Below are 25,072 nucleotides of genomic sequence, written 5' to 3' on the forward strand. Positions count from 1 at the left end.
TTACTTTAAAAAATTTTAAATGCAATTTCAAGCGTAAGAATCAAATTTATGCTAACCAGATTCCTTCGCTTCTTTCTGCGCCAGTTGAGATATATGCACTAGGAACATCAATAAATTCTTCTATTTTTTTCACAAAAGCTTTGTAATTTTTATTAAGATTTGATCCTACAGCAACATTTTCCCATCCGTCCATAAACTCAATGACAGGCTCAACATTATCCCAAGCATTTTGTGTCATAGGGTAGCCGTTCATTTCTTTGTTTGTGCGTTTGTCATTATAATTTGTTATTAATCCTATATGTTCAATTCCTGCAAGAACATCTGCTTTCATAATAGCTAAGCCTGTTAAACCATTAATTTTAGCTAAATAACGTAACGCAACAAGATCTAACCAACCTACGGAACGTGGGCGACCGGTATTTGTACCGAATTCATGTCCACGTTTGCGGAGTTCATCAGCAAAAGGTCCTGACAATTCTGCAGGATAAGGACCATTACCGACTCTTGTTGAGTAAGCTTTGATTACACCTAAAATGCTTGAGATTTTCCAAGGAGGAATTCCTAATCCACCAGCGCATGAACCTGCAACTAAATTGCTTGAAGTAACATAAGGATAAGTACCAAAACTGACGTCTAACATTGCTCCTTGAGCACCTTCGAGAAGAACTCTAGCTCCCTGAGAAAGTCTATTGTTGGCAATCATTGCCAAGTCTTTCATATAAGGTCTTAACAATTCTGCTGTTTCTAAAAATTCATCGAGCAATTTTCCTTCTAGCCCTTCAGCTAAATAAGGATTTGCTTTTAACCAATTTTTAAAATTCTCTGGACTAGCAATCTCTGCTATTCTTGGACCTTCACGATAAGCTCTACTAGCGTAAGTGGGACCTATACCTCTTCCAGTAGTTCCAATCTTAGTTGTATTTTTAGAGCGTTCTAGCTCTCGCTTGAGATCCATGTTTTTATGATAAGGTAGAATCACACTGGCTCTATAATCAACATGAAGTCTTTCAGGAGTGATGTCATATCCCTGAGATTTTATTTTCTTAATTTCATCCCTTAATACAAATGGATCAACAACTACACCGGCTCCAATTCCAATTTCACAATTTTCTCTAAGAATGCCTGAAGGTAAAAGTTGAGTAACAATTTTTTCTCCATTTACCCAGATTGTATGTCCAGCATTATTACCACCTTGGACACGACACACCAGTTCAGCTTGTTCTGCCAAAACATCCACAAGCTTCCCTTTTCCTTCGTCGCCATATTGGACACCTAAGACAAGGGTTGCGGCGCCATGCTTTAATTTCATTCTTTTCTCCTATTAGATTTATAAACCATTGAAAGTTTTAAAATGGTTACTTTTAAAGTGAAATAGGAACAGAGATCTGTTCGCGCAACTCTCACACATCCATTTTTAATCTTCAACATTTTAATGTATTATTTGTATATTGTTATAAAGGAGAGAATTTGTGCAAAATTCTTTAAATGATTTTCGTTCGGCTTTGTTTGCTGCAGACTTTCAATTGGCTGAAAATATTGGACTTGATCAAATTCAACAATTAGGAGAAAAGGCGGATTGGTTAAATGAATTAGGTATTTTGTTTTTAATGAAAGGAGATCTTCCTGAAGCGCTTAGATTTTTTGATAGAGCCATCCAAGCAGATCCTAATTTTATAGAGGCTCAATTTAATGCAACAATTATATTAAGTGATTTAGGATTCTATGATGAAGCAGCGATTCGCTTTCAAGATGCTTGTCAGAGAGAGGGTGTCATTCTTGCCAGAAAACATTATGATATGTGTCTGTTTTATCAATCAGTCGGAAAGTTTCAAGAAGCTATAGAAGAAATTTTAAAGGCAATCCACCTTATTAAAAATCATGATTATTATATAGAATTAACTCGTATTTATATTGAACTGCAAAAATTTAATGAAGCTTTGCAAAGCATTAATGAAGCAATAATTTTAAACCCCCAAAGTACTATTGCCCAAAATTTAAAGCATCAATGTGAACAAACATTAGATCAATACTTAGCTAGTCGTAACTCTGGTAAAGAATTTGAAAGTAAGATAATGCAATAACATATCTCATCTTTTTTTTGATGAGTGAATTATTGGAGAATCTTATGAAATTATTTTTATCCCTGTTGGTTGTTATGTTATCTTTTTCATCTTTTGCCCGTGAAGTTTGTGTTCGAAATGAAAAGGGAATTTTTTGTGGAACTGAAGTTATTGTTCAGGAAAAAGATAAATATGAACAAAAAAAGAAAATAGAACCTAAAAAAGAATGCATTACATATCAAGGGCAAGAATTTTGCGGAATTGAATGTAAAAAAAATGCTTCTGGAGCTGATTGCAAACAAAGTAAAAGCGAAACTTGTTTAGCAAATGACAAAGGAGTTGTCTGTGGTTTTAATTGTATAGATAAGCAATCCGTTGCGGCTTGTGCTTCAAAAAAACAATTTAAATGTGAAAGTTATTTTGATGATGCAAAATGTGGTGTGAATTGTTCTGTAAAGTTTGGTGAACTTACATGCGATGAAGATGATGAAAATTTTAAACAAATTAAAGCTTCTTAATAAATCCAATCAAAAAATTTCTCATCGTATGGTGTTACTTTAAAAACCACTTGAAAATAATCTTTTGTTCTGGCTAAAAACTCTCTAAAAGAATAATACCAATTATTTTTACTTTCCCCAGCATTAACACCTTGAGCGTCAATCCCTATTTCTCTTGCAAGCCAAACGGCTCTTGCCAAATGAAAATTTTGGCTAATAATATAAGCACTTTGAGCATTAAAAACTTCTTTTGCTCTTAAAATAGTAGCATAAGTATTATATCCTTTTTCATCGGTAATTAAAACTTCTTCAGGAATACCATGTTTTAATGCAAATTTTTTCATTGCAGCTGTTTCATTATAATAGCTATCTGTTCCATCTCCACTCATTAAGATCGTTTTAACAAGTTTTTTATCATATAATTCAATTGCTTTTTCCATTCTTGCTTTTAATAACCCTGAAAGAGAATCCCCATGTACGCTGGCACCTAATACAATTGCAAAATCTTTAGCAGTTGTCTGTGTTAATGGACTTTGAGAATTAAAATACATTATTGTATTAGTTCCTAAAAAAATTAGACAAATTATTAAAATAAGTAAGATAATAGAAATAGTGAAATACTTTAGAATTTTTAAAGGCAAAGAAATCAATTTTGGAATCAAACTTTCTCCTATTCTTAAAACAAGACTATTTGAAATGAACCTTTCTTTTTGTCTAAAAATTGCAGCCCTATGTCAAATTGTTGAGGCTTCTAAATCTTTATAAAACTAACATACAATTTAAACAATTAGGGAGTCATTAAGTGAGTAGTTTAAAAATAGTCAAAAAATTAATTTCAGCATTTATTTTAATATTTTATCCATTGATATGTTTTAGTCTAGAAAACCCAGCTGCTCAATCTCCTGTCACACAAGGAGATACATTTTTATTACCTCCATTACGCAGAATTGGTCTTGATATTGTTGAAACAAATTTAGATAAATTTAGAGTATACATGCGCAAGCAAGATAGGCATTTATATGGTATTCCAGCTTTTCCTTTTAATGAACAAGATATTCAAAAAATATTTGCTGAAGACATTGCAGATGAAATAAAAAATACCGGAAGATTTTGGAATTTATCTCTAAATGATTTTGTTAAATTATTACCTTTAGCAGGTAATCCATCAAATAATTTGAGTAATAAAATAGAGAATTTAAAAAGACGTTTAGAATTAGACTATAACTTAGAAGCTTGGATAAAACCATCTGTTTATTTTGCTCCAGATCAAACATTAGTTCGATTAGTTTTGAAAGGAGCAGGCATTCATTCTTCAGTTTGGGCAAGAGAAGACATCATGTTGGAGCCACAAGTTTCCCAAGATAAAATTAAAGTCGCTTTTTCTCAAGCACTTGCACGCTTGATAAATACAATTGGACATGATGGAAAAGTCACATATTTAAGAGAAAATTTACTTACAATTGATTTTGGAATTGAAAGAGGAGTTGTACGTGGTGACTCTCTTTCTGTGGGATATGTTTTGCTTACTAGTTTTCATCCACAAAGTGGAGAATTTTTAAGATCTCAAAGAATAACAATTCATGAGATTAAAGTTCTAGAATCTAGGCAGGGAAGTTCTCTATGCCAAATTATAGCATCGGATAGATTGGCTTTTGAACAAGCACTAAAGAACTTAGGAACAAGTGATGTCACAATGCTTGTTTGGAAAAAAAATCAATCTGGCTACAAAGAAGGTTGGAGGGAACCGTATAATCCAGACACAGCACCTATTTTAGGGGCTGTGGAGTCTGGATTTGGAAATCCAGTTATTGAAAAAGAACCTCCAGAGAGTTTAAAATCTGTAATTCCGCCTGTCGTATTTGAAAAAGAAACTACTCCTTCAGCAAAAGAAGATTTTCAAAGAAAAAATAATAAAAATAGTACAGAAAAACAAGGTTTACCTTATAAAATGGCAGGAAAAGAAGAAAATTTACCAATTCCAAATAGTGAAATAAATAAAAATAAATTTAAAAGAGCTGTGATTAATAAACCCGCAACTTGGTTTCCCTATACAGCTTTGCTTGGTACAGGGATAGTAATAGGCTCAAGTAATGGAAACATATCTGATTTTCCTAAAACTGTTTTAAACAAATTATCTGCTGCATCATACATTAATTTAGATTCTGAGATACAGTTAAAATTGTTACCTTATGCGCAGTATTCATATTTTCAAAACTCAAGTTTATCTGGTAGTTCATATTATGCAGGAGCAACATTTTTAGACACCATTGTTAATGTTGATCGCTATGATTATTTGTCGATAGGCGCTTCGGCTGAATACACAGGAGGAGAAATAGATTACAACTGCGGTTGTAGAGACAGTAATATGCTTTCCCATCCAGCTTTAATGGCAAACGTGATGTGGGAAGATAATGTTGCTACTTTTGGCAACTATAATCTTTTAGTTGGTTTATCAGTAATTGATTTTGTTCAACAGTCTTCAGTTTGGTCTATAAAAGCAAACATAAGACCTTATAATCAACTACCAAAAGAATTGGTATTTGATGTTGGAATTAAACGTTTTTATAGCGGTTGGATGGAATTTAGTGTCGGTATTTCTTGGGATTTCATACCTGAATATAATTACATACGAACCATTTTATAATTTAATATTTCTTCTAATTTTTTTAGTTTGCTATTCAACAGTTAAAAAGATAGAATTTTTTTGTTTTTTATTAGGAGATATATTTTGATGGATTCTTTAATTTCTTTTGTGGGATATTTATTAGGATTTTTAAAAGATCCTATCTTATTAATTCAAACAGTTGGTTATATAGGACTAATAACAATCGTATTTGCAGAAACAGGTTTACTATTAGGTTTTTTCTTACCTGGTGATTCCTTACTGATTGCAGCTGGTTTATTTGCTGCAAAAGGTGACATGAATATTGTTATATTATTAGTAACTTTAACAATAGCTGGAATTATTGGTGATGCTGTCGGATTTTATATTGGAAGAAAATTGGGCCCATTGTTATATCAGAAAAAAGATTCTTTTTTCTTTCGAAGAAAACACCTTTTAGCGGCGCATGATTTTTATGAAAAACATGGAGGTAAAACGATTATTTTGGCTAGATTTATTCCAATTATAAGAACATTTGCACCAACTGTAGCTGGTGCTGCTGAAATGCAATACTTACGTTTTGCTATTTTTAATATCGTCGGAGGTTTTTTATGGGTTTGGAGTATGCTTCTTGCTGGTTATTTTTTAGGAAAAACTTTTGGTGATAAGATAAATGATTATATTCATTATTTGATAGTTGGAATTATTTTTGTTTCTTTTCTACCTATTATAATTAAATGGTTACAGACAAAAAAAATTGAAAAAAAACAGGCTTAGTATCTGGATTCATTTTTTGTTTTAGTAACAATATTATTTTCTGTTTCCCAAACTGTAATTGATTCTAATTGAATTAAAGTAATTTTTTCTTCTTTCAATTTAAGTTCTAATCTATTCCAAATACTTTCTACTAAAACTTCTGTTGTTGGAATTTTACCTTGCAACCAAGATACATCATGATTTAAATGTTTATGATCTACGTCATTAATAATATAATCATTTACTAATTGTTTTAAAGTTTGCAGATTAAATAACATTCCTGTCTCAGGATCTATATGTCCACTAACAACAACTTCTAATTTGTAATTATGACCATGACCATTCTTCCCAGAACATTTACCAAAGATAGAATGATTTTTTTCATCGCTAAAATTTGGGTTAAATAATCTATGGCTTGCACAGAAAGAAAACATTCTTTTTAAGGTTAACATACTGATTACTCTTTTTTCTGTAAAATATTAAGTAAAATATTTTTAGCTTGAACAGTTGGTCCCAAACTTTCCATAATAAGCAAATTACCACCAAGTCTTCTATTAATAAAGAGCACTTCTGAGTTTGGTGCGCGAAATTTAGTAGCTTTCATAAAATGAATTGACTCAGCATTTGTTCGTTTTAATTGTTTGCTATTCATCCAAGAATATGTTTCTTCAAGAAAAGGTTCTATAGCAATTTCCATTAATTTGATGAAGCTATCTTTTGCTTCAGGAGGATCGTGTCGATGTAAAAAACCCATTTTTTTTGCCACTTTTATTAATTCTTGGTTATCTTTATGAATAGCTGCAAGAGTTAAAGAAGCATAATTTTCAATAAGTTCTTCGCTAAGTTCTTGAGTTGCACCAAAATCAAGTAAAACTAACTGTCCAGAAGTTGTTACTAAAAAATTTCCAGGATTTGGATCTGATTGAATATGTTTGAAATGAAAAACTTCTGTAAATACTAATTCTAGAAGAACACTGCCTAACTTATCTCGAGTATAAATACATTCAGATGAGTTATGCAATTGTGATTCGTTTTGTTTCATCCATTCTTGCAGGGAGATGGCATCTACCCACTCAGTAGTTAAAATATTTTTCCGACAATATTCTGGGATTGTCTTGGGGACTACAATATTAGGATTATTTTTGAATTTTTCATGATAAATATCATAAAATTTTTGTTCTCGAAAAAAATCAAGTTCTTGAATAAAAAGTTTTTCAACTGCATCAAAAACTTTATCATAGTTTGACATATTTGGAATAAGATTGGCAATTTTTACTACTTTTTTCATATTTTGCAAATCAGAATGAACATTTTTTTCCAAATTTGGGTATTGAACTTTAAAAGCTACAATTCTTCCGTCAATCAATTCTGCTTTATGAACTTGTCCTATACTTGCTGCATGTACAGCTTTTTTATCAATATGTTTTATGAAACTTAAATCTTTGAATTCTTTCAACATTATGGGTTCAATAAACTCCCAATCTTTTGCTGTTGCTTGGGATTGTAGTTTACTTAATGCATCTTTCCAACCAGGAGGTAGAATATTATCATCAACCATGCTTAATAGTTGCCCTACTTTCATAGCGGCACCTTTTAATTCGTCTAGCCCTTTAACCAAACGTAAAGCAGCTTCACTCATGAAAGTATCGCTTTGCGCAGAAAGATTCAATTTTCTTTTTATAGCCTCATTTCCAGCTTTAACTGCAGTACTGCTAATTGTTTTTATCAAGGATAAAGCTCTTGTTTTGGCGTCATTATCTTTTTTCAAAAAAGTTTCCTTTAAACATAGTGTCTAAATAAATTGCTTCAGTGCGAAACAAGAATTCGGTAAAAAAAATTATATATAATTTTTTCTTTTTGTGCGAATTTTTTAAATCCTTGTTTATGAAAAATTTAATTCATTCACTGCTCTTATCGCCTCAGCTATAGCTACATGGGTGAGTGCATTCCAACCAGAATCACAATTTGCAATTGTAATATTTTTACATGGTTTTTTTGCTAATGAAATGAGTTCTTCAACTTTACTTTCATCATCAAATAATGGATTAAATGAATATGAGTAGCCATGTGGCCATCTATTTATAGTAATTTCAAGTATATCTTTTTCATGTTCAAATTCACCAGTTGGTCCAAGTATTCTTTGGAGTTCAGTTCTTATTTCGTGTTCTAATTCTGAAAATGGGGTGGAATAAAGTTTAAAACGACTTGCTTTAAATTGGGTTCGAGCATCTGCTCCTAGCTTATTATTTTTTGGAATACTAACCATATGCAAAAGAATAGGTTTGTCTGGATTTTTTGGATGTGAATAATGTCCAATATTAACAGGAAAATCTAACTTAATAAGTGCATAGTTTAATGCTGGATTGTAAATGCAATGCGTTTTTAATTTTTGAAATGAACGCCAATTAGAAAGTAAAACATTTGTGTAGATGAGTGGTGCTTTTACATTAGAAAGTAAAACTTCTTTTTGTATACTTGGGAGTTCTGGCACGATAAAAGGTATCATCATGTTATATCCAGCCATAATAGAATGTTTTGCTGATATTTTATGAAGTTTTCCATGTTTAATAAATTTTCCTTGTGGATCTAAAATAGGCTTTTCTAAATATCCTAAAGAAACGGTGTTGTTATTTTCATTTTTTGCTATAACAACTGTACTGTTTAATCTAATTCTTACTTGTGAATTAGGTAAATCAAGATACGAATAATTTAGTTTAGTTTGAATAATAGAATTCATATCAGATTTTTGCAAAAATACTTTTGGTAGTAATTTTGTTACTAACAGACGGGCTATTGTGGCACCACCATCAGGAAAATGATATATATATGGCTCATCAACTTCTGCCTGTGTATCTGGGTCAAGGGGCGGAAGATTCATTCCGTCTAAACCAGGAAGGGATAAGCTTCTAGCATCTAAGTAAGAGTTAATTCCATCTATTCCAATTGCTAAATAATCATGGCTTTTTTGTTGAAATATATTAACTATTTTTTCACTTAACTTAACATTTTTTAATAAGAAATCCCGATAACTTGTTTTTTTTAAATATTCTACTTTTTCGTCAACAGTTTTTAAATCGGGCAAGTAATCTTTTTTTATTGTTAACAAATTAAGTAGTGAAATTTTTTCTTTTTCATTTAAAGGAAAATTTGCAATGATATCTGCTATTGATTCACTATTTTTAGTTACATCAGCACTTCCTAATGGATCTCCTAATACAAATTTATCTTCTCCAAAAGTTTCTTTATCAAAAAAAATACTAAAATCTAATCCCAAATTTTTGTAAAATTCTTGATCAAATTTTTTTCCAAGGTTATCTATGTTTATTCCTAATTCTAGTAAAAAAGTATTGAGTTCTTTTTGAAAGTAATGTTTTGGAGATTGAAAAGATTCAGTTCCGCCATAACCTAAAATAAAATTTTTATTTTGTTTGAATTCATTTCTTTTTGCATGCCCACCAAAGTCATCATGATTATCTAAAATCAAAATTTTTGCTTTGCTATTCTTTTTCAAATAATAGTATGCAGCCGTTAAACCACTTATACCAGCACCAACTACCACGAGGTCATAATACTCTTCACTTTGTAAAGTATCAATCTCAAATTTTTCTCCCGAAACTAAAGCATGTGCATTTTCAAAAGAACCAATATGACTACCTCTTAAGCCTGTAAGTTTTGGTGGATAGTTACTTTGACATGACTCTTTTCCAAGAATTTCTAGTGGGGACAATCCAGCTAAAATAGCTATTGCACTCCCATTGATAAAGTCTCTTCTATTAATACTCATTTTCCCTCCCTGCTTATTTGTTTGAAATAGTATAACAAAAACAGAGATGAAAAAGTTATTTTAAGTTGCAAAATAAAATTGATATTTAGATAATTTTATGAAATTAAATTTTTAAATCACACTTGTGCTAAAAATTAATCTTGGTTTAGAATATTATGATTTGTTACTTTTTTGATGCCATATTTTCTTATTGAATTTAAAATATAAATAATAATTGCTAGCCAAACTAAACAAAAACTAATTATCTTAAGTTGGCTTATTTTTTCTTGAAAAACAAACATTGCAAGTATTAATTGTAGAGTAGGGCTAATATATTGATAAAAACCAATTTTAGTCATCGGCAATAACTTAGCACCTGCAACAAAAGTGATTAATGGGATAGATGTAATAACTCCAGCAAGTAATAATAATCCTGTTATTTTAGCATTTGATAAAAATGATAATTCATGCTGTATGCCCAAATTAATAATGTATATTAAAGCTAAAGGCGCTAGTAATAAAGTTTCAATTGTAAGACCATGAATAGAATCAATATTAATTTTCTTTCGCAACAAAGAATAAAAGCCAAATGTTAAAGCCAATAAAATTGGAACTAAAGGAGCAAACCCTGTAAATGTCATTTCAGAAAACTGAATAGCAATAGCAATAATAGTAATAATAACCGAAAATATCTCTATTTTATTTAATTTTTCTTTTAGAAAAATGAGACCTAGAAAAATATTAAAAATAGGTGATATAAAGTAACCAAAACTAGACTCTGTTAAATGGTTATTTATTACAGCCCAAATGTATGTAAACCAATTAGCGGAAATCAAAATTGCAGTACATGCTAAGGTTAAAATTGCTTTTGGAGAATAAAAAACTTCAATAATTTTAAATATCTGTTTTTTCATCGCAATAATAGCAAACAAAAACAGGATGGACCAAAGAATTCTATGTGCAAGAATTTCAAAAGGATTCACCATATTAATAGATTTAAAATAAAAAGGAGAAAGGCCCCAAGTAAAAAATGCGATTAGAACTAAAATTGTTCCATAAGTAGTTGAACTTACTTTATTCTTCATGATGTTTCCCTTAAATTAAGGTAAAAATAATTCTAATGTTATAACCAAAAATTATTTTCAAGTTTTCTAACACGAATTTATTTTATTTAAAATTATTCAATGGAAAATATATAAAAACAAAGCCTCTATTTGAAAGAGGCTTGATTAAAAATGGGTATTAGTTTGATCTAAAAATCTATCTATTTATTTTTGCTATGGATTCCATTTCTTTACGAATTAAAGCCATTTTTTCAGAAGCGATATCAGGTGGAACCGTTCTTGGATTTCTGAAATAAGAACTCTCATCAAGTTCTCTCCGACAAAACATAGTTTGAAAAGTATGGTGTTCTGGGGAATTTTGATCTATTGTATCATAATCTCTGAGAATTAATGGTGAAACATATTTAGTAATACTAGACATTTCGTGATCCATAAAAATCTTTTCGTTATTTTTTGTTCGCGCAAAGCCACGCACGACATAATCTACACAAACAACATCTGTTTCAAAAGCTTTAAACATGAAATCAAGCGCATAAAGAGGTGAAATACTTCCACATGTAGCGATATCTATATCTACTCGAAAACTACAAATGCCTGATGGATCTAAGCTATCTGGATATGTGTGTGCGCAGATATGACTTTTATCTAAATGGATAGAAATAGTAGATTGAGCCATTAGATTTGAAGCCTTATTTGCTTCTTTAGTAGCTTGATCACCTTTTAAATCGCTCATTAGTAATACTACACTTGCTCCATAGGGGTCAAAATCTTTTGAACTCACATTCAGCACTTCTGCATCGATAATTTCAGCTATTCTTATTAATTGAGACTCAATTTGTTTTGCTGAGTACCTTTCGTCAATGTAACGGATATAGGAAGCCCTTTCCTCGTCATTTAGGGCAACAGCAAAATCATAAAGATTAAAGCTTAAAGCTTTGGTTAGGTTATTAAAACCGAGTATTTCTGTCATCTTATGTCCTCAAAGAGTTCAGCTTAAAATGTTCTAAGCAAATTACCTGATCATACAGAATTAATGCAATATAGTGTAGAGTAGAAAATGCAACAGTATTTTCTACTTTCTAATCGATTTGGTAAAATATTGTAGCACAGGCTATCGTGCAAGAATAATTTAAAAGATTCCACTTTTTTGTTCTAAGTGGAATTTGATGTTAAGGTGTAATAAATGGATTCAAAGCGTGGACTTTTTTTAGTAATTTGTGATGACCCCGAATTGGCTTCAACTTTGGTGCATATACAGAAGAATATGGATATTAAAGTCTGGCTGCCGAATAAACAAAATCAGCTTCAGACTTCACTTTTAGAAGCATGCGAAGATTCAAAAGATATTGAAGACATTTTAGTTAAAGGCGATATTACAAAGGCTTCCTTTTATCATCAATGGAGCGGTTACAATCCTATTTGTGTTGTTCTTTCCTTAAAAGATCATGATAAATATTCAATAGTTCGAGAGTATATTCTGGATGAATTACCTAAATCAAGAATTCTATCTTTTCAAATTGGACATCCTGAAGAAGTTCCTAGAAAGTTGGTTGATAATGACAGAGAACTGGTTCTTTCTTGGACAGAGCTGTTAAGCAGGCCTATCAGTGCTGAACTGCGGCATATTGAAAGCACTCATAGAGTGCGAGAAGTACGAGATGTCTTGTTGAATGGAGATAAAATTGCTCTTTTATTGCAACCAGATCCAGATCCAGATGGCCTTGCTTCAGCTCTTGCTCTTAGGTGTCTGTTAGGGAGAAACAAGCTTTCTACACCTATAGTAAGCTTTGGAAAAGTAACTCGTCCTGAAAACATTGCGATGATGCAGTTACTGGATTTGGAAGTATTAACAATTAAGCCACAAGATCTGTCAAATTTTGATAAAGTTGCCTTACTTGATACTCAACCCGCCCATTTTACCTTCCCTTTACCACGTGTAGATGTCATCATAGATCACCATCCTATGGTAGGTAATTATCAACAAATTCCTTACTGTGATATTCGTTCAAAATATGGAGCAACATCTACAATTTTAACTGAATATCTACGAGCAGCTGCTGTTAATATTGGTCAACGTTTAGCTACAGCGCTGATTTATGGAATAAAAGCTGATACTTTACATTTAAATCGGGAAGTTATTGATGCCGACTTGTATGCTTTTGTTTCTTTGTATCCTGACATAAATTATAATTTGCTAAGGCGAATGGAAAAACCTGAAATACCAATGGCTTTTGCTCCACTTCTGGCAAATGCATTGTTAAAAATGGAATACCAAGACAAATTGCTTGTAAGTTATTTAACTAATGTAACAAGAGAAGATTTGATTCCTCAAGTGGCAGATTTTATGCTCCAGTTTGAAGGAATTGAATGGGTTGTTTGTGCAGGTGTTTTTGAAGATAATCTTGTGATGAGTATTCGAAATGTGGGATATGTAAGAAATGCTGGCGATGTGGTGAGGAAAATTATCGCAAATGTTGGATTTGGATCAGGTGGGGGACATCGGACAATGGCAAAAGCAATTTTTCCTGTAAATCAATGGAAAGAAAAAATTGGATCTATAAAAGAAGATATTGTGAAAAAATCATTATTAAATTTGTTTGTTGAGGAAGCTTTATGAGTTTTACACTCTCAAACTTCTTCTCACCAAAGAAAAATGAAATTAGACCTTTGCATACAGGATTTGGATTTTTCTCCGAGGTGATCCAAAATAAATTAAATACTCCTGAAATAAAGCAAACTAATATTGAAAAATTTCAAAATAGTAATTTAGTAAATAAGACTGAAAACAAAAATGAATATTTTAATGAAGAACATTCTTCAGAAATTGCAATACCTTTAACTGAAAATATATTAAGTGAATCTGACAGCAAAGCAGCAAATAAAAGCATTAAAAGGCAGCAAGAAAAAAATAAATTAGATAACAAAAATATTTCTTTAGAAAAGTATTATGTAAATCCATTTTTTGCATTTTTAGCTTGGACTATAGATGCATTGTTGGGCTTTTGCTTTTTAATTATTTCGTTGTGTATAAATTTTGTTTTTCTACCAAAGGGTTTTTTTGCTATATCACCAAGTAATACAAAAATTTTAAGCTTTATAACTTCTGATATGAATATCATATATACTTTTATGTTTTCACTCCAAGTTTGGCTGTTTATGGCATTTTTGGTATTTATTTTCCAATATTCAATTTTAGGTTTTGAAGGCTCAACCTTAGGACGTTGGATTTTTGGTATTGCTATAAAAAATCATAAAAATATCCATTCAAAGGTAAGTGAAAAATCAAAAATTTGTGCAGCTCTTTCTGAAGCTTTTTTATTAGGAGGTATTCTTTCTTTCCTATTTATCATTATCTTTCCTTCAAGAGTACCTATTTTCTTTTGGTTACGCTATTCTTCTAAAAAATAAAAATCTCTTTCCTTTTTAAATTTATTTATGCTAAGAACGAATGACCGAATCGATTAAAGTTTTTTGATATTTAAAATTCTATATATAAAATTTGATTATTTAGAGGTTTATTCTTTTTATATATCGCATTTTTGTTTTTTTTTGGAGTTGCACCAAATGACTGATTTTTTACCTTATTACCCTCTACCTATTCGCAAAGTGAATCGTCCTTTAAATGTAGATGGAAAACAATCACGAGTTGCAGAATATTTTGGAACAAATGTTTTTGATCTCAGAGCAATGGTCAAACGTCTATCATCTCAAGATTTAGAAACTATGAGTAAAGTTATGAAACTTGGAGGTAAAATAGATTCCGCTTTAGCTGAAAGAGTTGCTTCAGCAGCAAGAGAATGGGCAATGGAAAAAGGCGCAACGCACTATTGTCATTGGTTTCAACCACAAACAGGGGCAACTGCAGAAAAACATGATGCCTTTCTTTGGTTTGATAAAACGGGAAATCCCATCGAAAGATTTACAGGACCCGAATTGCTACAAAGTGAACCCGATGCTTCCAGTTTTCCTTCTGGCGGAAAACGCTCTACTTTTGAAGCTAGAGGTTATACAGGGTGGGATCCTTCTAGTCCTATGTTTATTATGGAAACCGAAAATGGCAAAACATTATATATTCCATCTGTTTTTGTCAGTTATCATGGTGAAGCATTAGATTTTAAAACTCCTTTGTTACGTTCTAATGCAGCTATTTCAGTTGAAGCTACAAAAACTTTAAATTTAATAGGTGAAAAAAAAGTAACACATGTCACAACATCTGTAGGTCCAGAACAAGAATTTTTTATCATTGATAAACGACATGCAATGAAAAGAATAGATTTACATTTGTCAGGAAGAGCTGTTTTTGGGAGAAAAGCCCCTAAAGGTCAGGAGCTTGAAGATCATTATTTTGCGCATATTCCTAGTAGAGTTCAATCTTTTTTTAATGAATTAGAAGTCGAATTATATAAATTAGGTGTTCCAGTAAAAACAAGACATAATGAAGTAGCACCAAGTCAGTTTGAAGTAGCTCCTATATATGAAAGTTCAAATATTGCAGCAGATCATAATCAGTTGGTTATGAAATGTTTAAAAAGTGTTGCATTAAAACATGGATTTGTTGCTTTATTACATGAAAAACCATTTGAAGGTGTTAATGGTAGCGGAAAACATTTAAACTGGTCAATGATGGATTCTACTGGAAGAAACTTACTTGATCCAGGTGCTACACCACATGAAAATTTAGTTTTTCTAACATTTTTATGTGCAGTATTATTAGGAATCTATGAAAATGCAGATGTATTAAGAGCGTCAATCGCCTCTGCAGGAAATGATCATAGATTAGGTGCTAATGAAGCTCCTCCTGCAATAATATCTATTTTTTTAGGAAACAATTTGGACAAAATTTTAAATTCTATCGAAGTAGGTTCAGTTGATAAAGTAAATGCTGAAAAAGTTATGATTGATCTTGGTGTATCCCACCTTCAAGATGTAGCAAAGGATAATACTGATAGAAATAGGACATCGCCATTTGCATTTACTGGGAATAAATTTGAGTTTCGTGCTGTAGGTTCTAGTGCTCCCATAAATTATCCTGCAGCAATATTAAATGCAGCAGTATGTGATGGGCTGGCAAAATTAAATAGAAAGTTAGAAAAAGTCGCAGTCAATGGAACAGTTGCTGATAATGATCTTTTAAAGATTTTAAAAGATGTGATTAGCTTTACTAAAAAAATTAGATTTGAAGGTAATGGGTATTCGCAAGAATGGCAAGATGATGCTTTTGAACGCGGACTTTCCAATTTTAAAAATACTCCAGAAGCATTATTAGTATTAGCAGATAAAAATAAAACTAAATTTCTTGAGGAAGTTGGAGTTTTTAATGCTGAAGATATTTTAAGCCGTTTGGCAATCCAACAAGAAAGATATGTAAAGCAGAGATTAATTGAAGTAAATTGTGCTATAGAAATGGCGCAATCTTTGGTATTGCCTGCTTGTATTGAGTATCACAATAAATTATTAAAAAATGTCAAACTTTCAAACGAATTAAATATCTCCACTCCAGTGAAAAAAATAGTTGAGAAATATTCGGATGCATTAGGACATGTTTCAAGTTCGCTTGAAAATTTAAAAATTCACCTTGAAAAAGTAACAGCCGGAAATGCATTAGAGCATGAAAATTTAACTGAAACTAGTAAAGAAATAGCAAATAATTTAATCCCTAAATTAGATGATCTGCGCAGTGCTGTTGATAATATTGAAGGGTTGGTACCACACGAACTTTGGCCATATCCTAAATACTCTGACATGATTTTTAGTATTGAATAAATTAGTCCTTAGAAATTGCAACCTATTCTAACTTTATTTGGATACTTAACAAGTAAAGCTTGGAGAGTTGCAAGTACTTTTAAATTATCAAATCCTTTAACTAATTCAATAGTATCACCATCAAAATCACTTTGTTTATCAGGTGTTTTTTTTGAGTCATGTTTTGAACGATTGACTTTAACTTGCATTTTTTTAGTTTTCTTATTCTTTCCATTCAATTTTTCTCTTAATTTTGCTCTTTCCTGCTTTTTTGCTTCTTGGGCTTCTTCGATAGTCTTGTGAGTTAAATAATCATCTGGCAAATAATGCATTAAAAATGAATGTAAAGCAAAATTTGTTTTCTTATTATCAAATATTTTATTTTTAATATTTTTTATTCCAAATTCATTTGCAAGACTTAAGGCTTTAATATCTGCAATAGGTGTTTTATGAATATTATATTCAAAATTTAAAAGATCTGTTTGTATTTTTTTATTAGATGATTTTTCATTTCTAATATCATAGCCAAATTCATATAATCTAATTTGGAGTAGAAAAGGAGAAATATTAGTTCCTAGTGTTTGTTTAATTTTCTCAATCTGAGCTTGAATTTCTGATTCACTAGCCCATGCACCTATTCCATTTTCTGCCATCCTTTTCCAAGGAAAAAGAGGTCCTGGATCGAGTTTTCTATCTACAGCAATATCAGAGTGTCCAACGATACATAAAGGATCAATATTATATCTATCTTGAATATCTTTAGCTAAAGAAATAATAAGTTTTTGTTGCTCATCAGGAAAATCTATCCATTCGATAGAATCTTGGTCACAAAATTTTTTATTGTTTTTACACTTAAAACCTAAGTTTACAATTTCTATTCCAATAGAAATAACATTAACATTTTTTCTATTTTTCCAAAGACTGGTTCCAGCATGTTGAGCTCTTCTATCTTCGCTAACAATTTTGTAGACGGTTTTTCCACTTGCAGGGACAAGCCAATGGGAACTATTTCCACCTGTTGTTAAAGCTCTGAGGGATTTTTTATAGGGCTGCGCAGTGTAATGAAATACCATGGTACAAATTTTTTCATTTTGGATTCTATTTGGGTATTGTTCGTCAGTAATGTAGTCGTCATTAATATCATATTTTATCACATCTTTAGTTTCTTTTGGCTTTTCATAAATGACTTCTTTATTTGTTTTGTAGTGCTCAGAAAACTCATCTTCGTTGCGATCAATGGTTTTATTACTTGAAGTACAGCCAGTAAGCATAAAGATCAGGATGAGTTTATATAAGTGAGTTCTTTTCATATTTAGTAGAAAACCTAACCTCTTAGTTTGAAAGTAACCATCAGACAACCTATAATCGAAATGTTTCAACAGATAATTAAACTTTTAAAGAAAGTGTCCTGACTTATAGTAAAAAAAATGACATTTTATTTTAGGTATAATGAATTTTACAAGAATTCATTTTTTGGAAGGAGTTTTATGCTTCAAAATTTATCCAATTTAACTACAATAAGATATTTGTGTAGATTTTTTATGCTGATTGGTGTTTTAGAATTATGCATTGCTTGTCAAACAACAAATAAATCCGATCAAAATAAAATTAAAAGCGGAAGTTCAATAAATGAAAATTTAGGAGATGATGCTAGTTATATTTTAATCGGCGCAAAAGGCAGAGCTGGAAAAGGTGCTGTTTTTAAATGCACTTTAGACGGATATGAATGTTATGAATTTTTAGGAGGTAACAAACGTTTTTCTCCACCTGAAAATAGATCATTTAAAACAGTGACTATTTTTAATGGTGATGTTTTTGGTGCAAGTATTAATGTGTTTAATAAAAAAATATTTATTGGAGCAACTGGAAGAGATAATAAAAAGGCAAATGATACAGGAAGTATTTCTAGTGCAAATTATAAAGATGAAGTGGGATCATTATTTGAATGTGATTTGGAAGGAAATGAATGTAGAGAGTTTTTAGGTGGTCATCTGCCATTTGAAAATTCTCAAGCGATAGTTCCAGTGAAATTACTTTCGAGTGATCATTTTGCTTCAAGCATTGCTGTTATTCAAAATAAATTATTTATTGGTGTGCCAGGTAGAGATGGGAATGACCTAGATGATATTGGAGGAATTTTTCAATGTAACTTAGACGGGAAAAATTGCTTTGAATTTTTAGGTGGTAAAGCTAAAAATAAAGGGATTTTAAGTCAATTATCTAATGATGATTCATTTGGAACGAGTTTATTACCATTTAATAATTTTATGTATGTTGGTGTTCCGAATAAAAATTCGGGAAGTGGAAATGTAATGAAATGTACAATTGATGGAACAAAGTGTGATTTTTTTAATTTAAAAAATTTGCGCCTTGCTTCTAATAACAATTTTGGAGTTAGTCTAGTTGCTGCAAAAAATAATATTTATATAGGCGCAACTGGAAGAAGCGGAGTTCCAATCACTGATCCGCAGCAATATGATCTGGGAGCAGTGTTTAAATGTAACTTAGATGGTAACAACTGCACTGAAATAATTGGTGGAGAAAATAAAGACAGTGTTTCTAAACTTAAATTAGGACCTAGAGACAATTTAGGAATGAGCTTAGCAGTTTTCAAGAATTATATTTTTATTGGTGTTCCTGGTAGAATGAATCCCCAAAACCAAAGAACAGGAGCTGTTTTTAGATGCGATCTCAATGGTAATAATTGTGTAGAATTTATTGGAGGCAAAAGTGATGGCTATCTTGATTCGGAGAGTTTGGATCTCCTAGATGGAGACCAATTTGGTTCAAGTTTATTTGTAGTTTCAAAGAGTTACTTAAATTAGTCTTTTTTACTTGCTTCTTTAATAAATTTCCTATATCAAACTTCGGATGTTTTTTTGCCTTACCGATGAGGTTTTCGTGAACGTTTTCTCTGAATACAATCAAAACTTGAAGTGCTCTAGGGAAAAAAACCTTTTTGGTGATTTTATTTTATAAGTTATTTTTAGCTCCGCATTGCGGGGCTTTTTTTTTGGCTAAATTTAGAAGTTTTTATATTAGGAGATTTCATTATGACAGAATATGTAAAAGTAGCCTCTTATGAAGGTCGCAAAGGAGAAATTCGTAAGGTTGTTTTATTGTACTCTGGTGGCTTAGACACATCTGTTATGTTGAAGTGGATTCAGGAATATTATCAAGCAGAAGTGATAGCTTTGACCATAGATATTGGGCAACAAGCTGATAATTTAGAAGAAATTAAACAAAAAGCCCTTCGTTTAGGAGCTAAAAAAGCTTACGTCATAGATGCAAAAAAAGAGTTTGCATACCACTATTTAGCAAAAGGTATTAAAGCAAACGCCCGTTACCAAGGAGATTACCATCTTGCAACTCCTCTGGGGCGTCCATTGCTAGCTAAAATAGCTGTTGATATTGCGCGCGAAGAAAATTGTGACTGTATTGCACACGGATGTACCGGAAAAGGCAACGATCAAGTCCGTATTGAAGGAACAATTTTAACATTAGCTCCAGAAATGAAAATCATTGCTCCTGTACGTGAATGGGGAATGGGACGAGATGAAGAGTTAGAATATGCTAGAAAGCATGATATTCCTGTAAAACAAACAAAAGATTCTCCTTACAGTTATGATGACAATATGTGGGGCGTGTCAGCAGAGGGTGGGGAAATTGAAAATCCAGCCTTAATTCCTAATCTCCCAGCTATCCTACAAGTTTGTAATATTGTAGAAAAAACACCTAATGAAGCAGAGATTTTGAAAATAGGATTTTTAAGAGGAGTTCCTGTACAGATGAATGGAAATGATCTTGATCTTCCAACTATTATCAATGATTTGAATAAACTAGGCGCTCTACATGGGGTGGGTGTGACTCATCACTTAGAAGATAGGGTTGTCGGGTTAAAAGTAAGAGGGGTATATGAAGCTCCAGCTGCACACATTATCATACGTGCCCATGAAACTTTGGAAAAGTTTGTATGTACTCGCCAAGAAAATGAATTCAAAACATTAGTAGATCAAAAATGGGGTTATCTTTGCTATGGAGCTATGTGGCATGAACCCTTAATGGATGATTTAAACGCATTTATAGAAAAAATAAATGAAAAAGTAACAGGGTTGGTTACTGTAAAACTCTTTAAAGGTAGAGCGGATGTGATTGCTGTTGAAACTCCAAATAGTATTTTTGATGAAAAATTAGCAACTTTTATGAAGAGTAATGCTTTTAATCAAAATGCTTCAGCAGGATTTACTGAAATTTATACCATGCAAATGCGTTTATCACAGGAAAAAGAAAGATACGCCTTAGTTTCGGTTGGGGGAGATGAAAACAAACAAAAATTCACACCTTTAATTGATGAATTAAATAAACAAGGTTTTTTACTTTTTGCTACAAAAGGAACTCATGCATATTTAGCTAAACATGGAATTAAAAGCGTTCTTGTGCATAAAGCTAATGAAGAAAGTCATAAACCTAATTTAATTGATTTATTAAAACAAAATAGATTTGATTTGGTTGTTAATGTTCCAAATCCATCAAAATTACCAAATGAAGAAATAGATGGAAAAAATATTAGGAATTGGAGTGTTAAAAATGGAGTTCAACTTATAACAGATTTTGAAGTGCTTAAAGTTACTGTTGAAAAAATGGCTAAAACTCCAAAATCAGGTGTTTCTAAAGCAGTAGAATCTTCCAAAAAACCAGCATTGCTTTAAGGATATTGAAATATGTGGAATCCACTTACAAAACTTTCAGGGTTGATCTCTGGTCAAGGTGGGTTCGTCAATGCTCATGCGCATTTTGATCGAGCTTACTCAGTTACTTTAAATGATTTCAACTCTACTCAAGGAAATATCAATAGCCAATTGCAGGAAAAATGGCAGTTAGTAGATCGATTTAAAAAAACTGCTACTGAAGACATATATTTTCAGCACATAATTACGGCCTTGCAATTGCAGAGCGAGCAAGGAATAAGAAACTGCCTTTCTTTTATTGATTGTGATTCTGTTGCAGGTGAAAGAGCATTAAAAGCAGCAATCAAAGCAAAAGATTATGCAAGTAAAGAATTAAAAATGCGATTTTTGATAGCATGCCAAACCTTAAAAGGTGTTATTGACCCAGAAGCACGTAAATGGTTTGAAAAATCTTTGGAGCATGTAGATATTATTGGTGGACTTCCTGGGGCAGATGCAGGAGCTGAAGAACAGCATTTGAATATTCTTCTTCAAGCAGCTAAAGAAACAAATAAAAGGGTTCATGTTCATGTTGACCAATTAAATTCAGCAACTGAAAAAGAAACAGAGTTATTGGCACGGAAAGTTATTGAGTATGGTTTAGAAGGAAAAGTTACTGCAGTGCATGGAATTTCAATTGCAGCACATACCAAAAATTATCGCATGGAATTATATAAACTTTGCAATGATGCTGGTCTAAGTTTTGTTGCTTGTCCAACGGCTTGGATAGATAGTAGACGTAATGAAACACTGTCACCAACACACAACTCAATCACCCCAATTGATGAAATGATTCCAGCTGGTCTTACTGTTGCGTTAGGTTCTGATAATATTTGTGATATATATAAACCTTTTGCAGATGGAAATCTTTTAACTGAATTAAGAGTTTTGTTAGAAGCAACACACTTTTATGAAATGGATGAATTGGTCAAAGTTGCTACTTTAAATGGATTAAAAGTTATGGGATTAGCGTAATTATGTATAATACTGCAGCTACTTACGATGAAAATTATAAGAAAGGCCCTGATCCTCTTTTTGTAAAAGGAGGTAAGGTACCAATAGTTAAATATACAAAAAAAGCACAATATGAATTTTTGGGTTCACCCTTGCATATTCCATTTGGTGTTGCTGCTGGACCTTTATTAAATGCTGCATTTGTAAAAGTTGCATTAAATGCGGGTTTTTGTATGCCTGTATATAAAACAGTTCGTTCTTTAGAATGGAAAAGTAACGCTTGGCCAAATATATTAACAATTACTTCTAAAGAAAACTCTTTGTATGCAGAAAATGATAATAAAGTAATTGGTCGAAATTTAGGAACAGAAGATTTCCTATCTAGAAATCTTTCTATTTCAAATTCATTTGGTGTCCCAAGCCAAAAACCAGCAATTTGGCAGCAAGATTTTATTCAACTTTGTAATTTATATTCTTCAACTGGTAGACAAATTGTTTTAAGTTTTCAAGGAAGTAGAGTAGAAAAAGCAAGCCCTAAAGAAACAAAAAAAGCTTTTTTCGATGATATTTCTAACGTAACTCAATTAGTCCTCGATTGTGTCAATTTGACAAGTAGTTGTACTATAGAAATAAATCTAAGTTGCCCGAATGAAGTGCAAAGTCCGTTATATAAGGATATCCAAAGTTCTGTAGAAGTAATTTGTTTAGTTAATTCTATTTTAACGCAACAAAAGAAAAAAGTTAATTTAATTGCAAAAATTGGTGTTTTATCTGAAGAAGACTTAAACAGATTTATTGGAGAAACGGCTGGTAAAATTGATGCTATTAGTGCAATTAATACAGTTTCAGCAGATATCAGAAAGCCAAATGGAGAAATCGCACTTGGAAGTGGATCTCCAAGTGGGGGGATATGTGGTGCTCTGATTTTTCAGCAAGGACTCCAAATGGTTTCTAGACTTTCAAAGATCAAAGAAAAGCAAGGGTTTAAAACATCAGAACTTTCAATAATTGGGGTTGGTGGAGTTATGTCTGCAGAACATTTTAATTCATATCTTTCAGCAGGTGCCAACGTGGTACATGCAGCAACTGGTATGATGTGGAATTTAAATTTAGCAGCAGAAATTGCTGAAGCATTAAAAGTTCCGTTTGAAAAAAGTTGGGAGGATTTATCATGATTCTTGATGCTGACATTCATGATATTGTTAGAGGATTTATAGAAACAAAAGTATTACAGATTAGTACAAACCCGATGTTTAAACTTGCGAGTGGAAAAGATTCTCCAGTCTATTTGGATCATCGCAAAATTTTCTCCCATGTCATGTTAAGAAAAAAAATAATTACAAAATGGGGGCAGTTTTTGAAATCTGAATTTCCGTCAGTTTTTGAAAATACTAGTAATATCGTTTTCGCAGGAACTGCCACTGCAGGGATAGCTCCTGCTTATGCTCTTTCAGAGTTTTTTAATTGTGGATTTGTTTATGTCAGGAGTAAACCTAAACAACATGGTTTGACATCAGTTATTGAAGGTTCTTTACCAACAAATGCAGTTGTTTTTGTAGTAGACGACATGATTACAACAGGTGGAAGCGTGCTTCAAGCTGTAGAATATGTAAAGATGGAACCTGTGAAGAGTATCTATGTTACGAGTATATCAACACATCAATTGAAAAAGGCAAGTGAGTCTTTTGCAGTTAACCATGTCATTGCTAAAAGTCTTTTTAGAACCACTGATTTATTTGATGTTGCTTATGCTAAAGAATTTATTACTGGAAAAGAAATGAAAACAATCATGGAGTGGCTAACACAATTGGATGGTTAAATACAATATTAAAGAAACTGTAAAATTTTTTTGGGAAAGAGATTACCGCTCCATTCTTCAAGGATTGAGAACAGCCATTGCTATACTCGTGGTAGTTTTCATTTACGCCTATTTTAAAGATATTTCTTTGTTTTTTATGGGAATTTGCGCTCTTGGACTTAGTCAATCAAGCGCACGAACCTTGTACTGGCGTTTTGAAGTAAACATGTTACTTTCTTTTTTTATTTCAATAATGCTGGTTTTTATTTCATACCCTTATTCTTTTTATATATCCACAACATATATATTTTTATTTTTAATTACTTTTTTATTATATGTTTGTACATATTATCAAATTACAAGTCTTTTTTCTATTTGGGCATATTTTATTCCATTAAATAGTATCATGACTATAAAAACGCACAATGATTTTATAAAATATCTTTTAATGGATACTGTCGCTTTTTCAATTTGTTATTTAGTTTCAGTTTTAATTATTCCACCGAAGCTAAAAAAAGAGTGCTATTATGAATTAAAATCAGTGTTACATGAAGTAAATTCTTATTTGCAGAGTTTAAATATTTACATGAACGACAAATCTGATAAAAATTCACTAGTGCTTACTATGAAACGAGAAAAAATATTTTTTCGTCTAAAAAATGTACGAATTCTTTTAAATGAATTAACTTTAATAATTAAAAAAGGAAAAAAAAGTACAAAAAATGAATTATTTCCTTTTTATATTCTTATTAAATTAATTGAAAAATATGTTGAAAATATTTTAGGAATATCAATTAAAATTAGAGGTTTAAATATAAACTTAGAACTAGAAGATTATTTCTTAAAATTTAAAAATTTAATAGATAAAATTAATCAAGATTTAATCAAATTTTTATCAAATTTGTCTCTAATTAATTTAAAAGATTTGGGTATTATATTTGAAAAATGGTATTTAAATATTTTGGTAGAGTTTAGAAAATTTGAGAAAATTGGGCTACGTTTTTCTGGTAATGAAGAATTTAATGAAATATTATTTCTGGTTTTTTTATTGAAAGATAACATAAGTTTAATAAATAAAGAATTTAAAATATTAAGCAAAGCAGAATAAT

The 25,072-nt window shown here is 31.4% G+C and carries 21 protein-coding genes; 13 read left to right on the plus strand and 8 right to left on the minus strand.

Annotation, left to right across the window (positions count from 1 at the left end):
• Nucleotides 1-46 precede the first annotated feature (46 nt).
• On the minus strand, nucleotides 47-1,309 hold the full coding sequence (locus GOY08_RS14025; RefSeq protein ID WP_158999552.1) for an adenylosuccinate synthase: 1,263 nt from the start codon (nucleotides 1,307-1,309) through the stop codon (nucleotides 47-49).
• Between the two features lie 160 nt (nucleotides 1,310-1,469).
• Between GOY08_RS14025 and GOY08_RS14030 the strand changes: the two genes are divergently transcribed.
• Complete coding sequence (locus tag GOY08_RS14030) at nucleotides 1,470-2,081, plus strand: tetratricopeptide repeat protein (protein ID WP_158999553.1); 612 nt, start codon at nucleotides 1,470-1,472, stop codon at nucleotides 2,079-2,081.
• 44 nt (nucleotides 2,082-2,125) lie between these two features.
• On the plus strand, nucleotides 2,126-2,578 hold the full coding sequence (locus GOY08_RS14035; RefSeq protein ID WP_158999554.1) for a hypothetical protein: 453 nt from the start codon (nucleotides 2,126-2,128) through the stop codon (nucleotides 2,576-2,578).
• Here the strand turns inward: GOY08_RS14035 and GOY08_RS14040 are convergent.
• On the minus strand, nucleotides 2,575-3,108 hold the full coding sequence (locus tag GOY08_RS14040) for a SanA/YdcF family protein (protein WP_158999555.1): 534 nt from the start codon (nucleotides 3,106-3,108) through the stop codon (nucleotides 2,575-2,577). The two genes, GOY08_RS14035 and GOY08_RS14040, sit on opposite strands and share 4 nt — an antisense overlap.
• 251 nt (nucleotides 3,109-3,359) lie before the next feature.
• Here GOY08_RS14040 and GOY08_RS14045 point away from each other — a divergent pair, with 251 nt between their 5' ends.
• Together GOY08_RS14045 and GOY08_RS14050 are read left to right on the plus strand one after the other, a co-directional pair.
• The gene (locus GOY08_RS14045; protein WP_158999556.1) at nucleotides 3,360-5,201 is read left to right on the plus strand and encodes a hypothetical protein; all 1,842 of its coding nucleotides are present in this window, start codon (nucleotides 3,360-3,362) and stop codon (nucleotides 5,199-5,201) included.
• Nucleotides 5,202-5,288: 87 nt separating this feature from the next.
• Nucleotides 5,289-5,936 carry a DedA family protein gene (locus GOY08_RS14050; RefSeq protein ID WP_158999557.1) on the plus strand — a complete coding sequence of 216 codons (648 nt, stop codon included), beginning with the start codon at nucleotides 5,289-5,291 and terminating at the stop codon, nucleotides 5,934-5,936.
• Here GOY08_RS14050 and GOY08_RS14055 read toward each other — a convergent pair.
• The 5 genes from GOY08_RS14055 to GOY08_RS14075 all read right to left on the minus strand — a co-directional run bounded on the left by GOY08_RS14055 (nucleotide 5,933) and on the right by GOY08_RS14075 (nucleotide 11,712).
• Entirely contained in the window at nucleotides 5,933-6,367 is a 435-nt protein-coding gene (locus tag GOY08_RS14055; RefSeq protein ID WP_158999558.1) for a 6-carboxytetrahydropterin synthase, read from the minus strand. The two genes, GOY08_RS14050 and GOY08_RS14055, sit on opposite strands and share 4 nt — an antisense overlap.
• A 5-nt stretch (nucleotides 6,368-6,372) precedes the next feature.
• Nucleotides 6,373-7,683 carry an ABC1 kinase family protein gene (locus tag GOY08_RS14060; protein ID WP_158999559.1) on the minus strand — a complete coding sequence of 437 codons (1,311 nt, stop codon included), beginning with the start codon at nucleotides 7,681-7,683 and terminating at the stop codon, nucleotides 6,373-6,375.
• Nucleotides 7,684-7,797: 114 nt separating this feature from the next.
• Nucleotides 7,798-9,699 carry an NAD(P)-binding protein gene (locus GOY08_RS14065; protein WP_158999560.1) on the minus strand — a complete coding sequence of 634 codons (1,902 nt, stop codon included), beginning with the start codon at nucleotides 9,697-9,699 and terminating at the stop codon, nucleotides 7,798-7,800.
• Between the two features lie 134 nt (nucleotides 9,700-9,833).
• A complete protein-coding gene (gene rarD, locus GOY08_RS14070; RefSeq protein ID WP_158999561.1) occupies nucleotides 9,834-10,763 on the minus strand; it encodes an EamA family transporter RarD in 930 nt (309 codons plus the stop codon).
• Nucleotides 10,764-10,938: 175 nt separating this feature from the next.
• Nucleotides 10,939-11,712, minus strand: a complete 774-nt coding sequence (locus GOY08_RS14075; RefSeq protein WP_158999562.1) for an S-adenosylmethionine decarboxylase — start codon at nucleotides 11,710-11,712, stop codon at nucleotides 10,939-10,941.
• Between the two features lie 213 nt (nucleotides 11,713-11,925).
• Here GOY08_RS14075 and GOY08_RS14080 point away from each other — a divergent pair, with 213 nt between their 5' ends.
• The 3 genes from GOY08_RS14080 to GOY08_RS14090 all read left to right on the plus strand — a co-directional run bounded on the left by GOY08_RS14080 (nucleotide 11,926) and on the right by GOY08_RS14090 (nucleotide 16,505).
• Nucleotides 11,926-13,359, plus strand: a complete 1,434-nt coding sequence (locus GOY08_RS14080; RefSeq protein ID WP_158999563.1) for a DHH family phosphoesterase — start codon at nucleotides 11,926-11,928, stop codon at nucleotides 13,357-13,359.
• Entirely contained in the window at nucleotides 13,356-14,150 is a 795-nt protein-coding gene (locus GOY08_RS14085; RefSeq protein WP_158999564.1) for an RDD family protein, read from the plus strand. The genes GOY08_RS14080 and GOY08_RS14085 overlap by 4 nt, the downstream gene beginning before the upstream one ends.
• Before the next feature lie 156 nt (nucleotides 14,151-14,306).
• The gene (locus GOY08_RS14090; RefSeq protein ID WP_158999565.1) at nucleotides 14,307-16,505 is read left to right on the plus strand and encodes a glutamine synthetase III family protein; all 2,199 of its coding nucleotides are present in this window, start codon (nucleotides 14,307-14,309) and stop codon (nucleotides 16,503-16,505) included.
• 8 nt (nucleotides 16,506-16,513) lie between these two features.
• On the opposite strand, the gene GOY08_RS14095 is transcribed toward GOY08_RS14090, so the two are convergent.
• On the minus strand, nucleotides 16,514-17,794 hold the full coding sequence (locus GOY08_RS14095) for an N-acetylmuramoyl-L-alanine amidase (RefSeq protein ID WP_158999566.1): 1,281 nt from the start codon (nucleotides 17,792-17,794) through the stop codon (nucleotides 16,514-16,516).
• Between the two features lie 177 nt (nucleotides 17,795-17,971).
• Between GOY08_RS14095 and GOY08_RS14100 the strand changes: the two genes are divergently transcribed.
• The 6 genes from GOY08_RS14100 to GOY08_RS14125 all read left to right on the plus strand — a co-directional run bounded on the left by GOY08_RS14100 (nucleotide 17,972) and on the right by GOY08_RS14125 (nucleotide 25,071).
• Nucleotides 17,972-19,309, plus strand: coding sequence for a hypothetical protein (locus GOY08_RS14100; protein WP_158999567.1), 1,338 nt, complete (start codon nucleotides 17,972-17,974; stop codon nucleotides 19,307-19,309).
• A gap of 228 nt (nucleotides 19,310-19,537) precedes the next feature.
• Nucleotides 19,538-21,193 carry an argininosuccinate synthase gene (locus tag GOY08_RS14105; RefSeq protein ID WP_202914072.1) on the plus strand — a complete coding sequence of 552 codons (1,656 nt, stop codon included), beginning with the start codon at nucleotides 19,538-19,540 and terminating at the stop codon, nucleotides 21,191-21,193.
• Between the two features lie 12 nt (nucleotides 21,194-21,205).
• A complete protein-coding gene (locus tag GOY08_RS14110; RefSeq protein WP_158999568.1) occupies nucleotides 21,206-22,186 on the plus strand; it encodes an amidohydrolase family protein in 981 nt (326 codons plus the stop codon).
• Between the two features lie 2 nt (nucleotides 22,187-22,188).
• Nucleotides 22,189-23,340, plus strand: a complete 1,152-nt coding sequence (locus GOY08_RS14115; protein WP_158999569.1) for a beta/alpha barrel domain-containing protein — start codon at nucleotides 22,189-22,191, stop codon at nucleotides 23,338-23,340.
• Nucleotides 23,337-23,984: an orotate phosphoribosyltransferase gene (locus tag GOY08_RS14120; protein WP_158999570.1), complete on the plus strand. Its 648-nt coding sequence runs from the start codon at nucleotides 23,337-23,339 to the stop codon at nucleotides 23,982-23,984. The genes GOY08_RS14115 and GOY08_RS14120 overlap by 4 nt, the downstream gene beginning before the upstream one ends.
• Nucleotides 23,977-25,071: a hypothetical protein gene (locus GOY08_RS14125; protein ID WP_158999571.1), complete on the plus strand. Its 1,095-nt coding sequence runs from the start codon at nucleotides 23,977-23,979 to the stop codon at nucleotides 25,069-25,071. Before GOY08_RS14120 ends, GOY08_RS14125 begins: the two co-directional genes overlap by 8 nt.
• Nucleotide 25,072 lies beyond the last annotated feature (1 nt).

The sequence above is a fragment of the Pigmentibacter ruber genome (assembly GCF_009792895.1).
Classification (GTDB): Bacteria; Bdellovibrionota_B; Oligoflexia; order Silvanigrellales; family Silvanigrellaceae; genus Silvanigrella; species Silvanigrella rubra.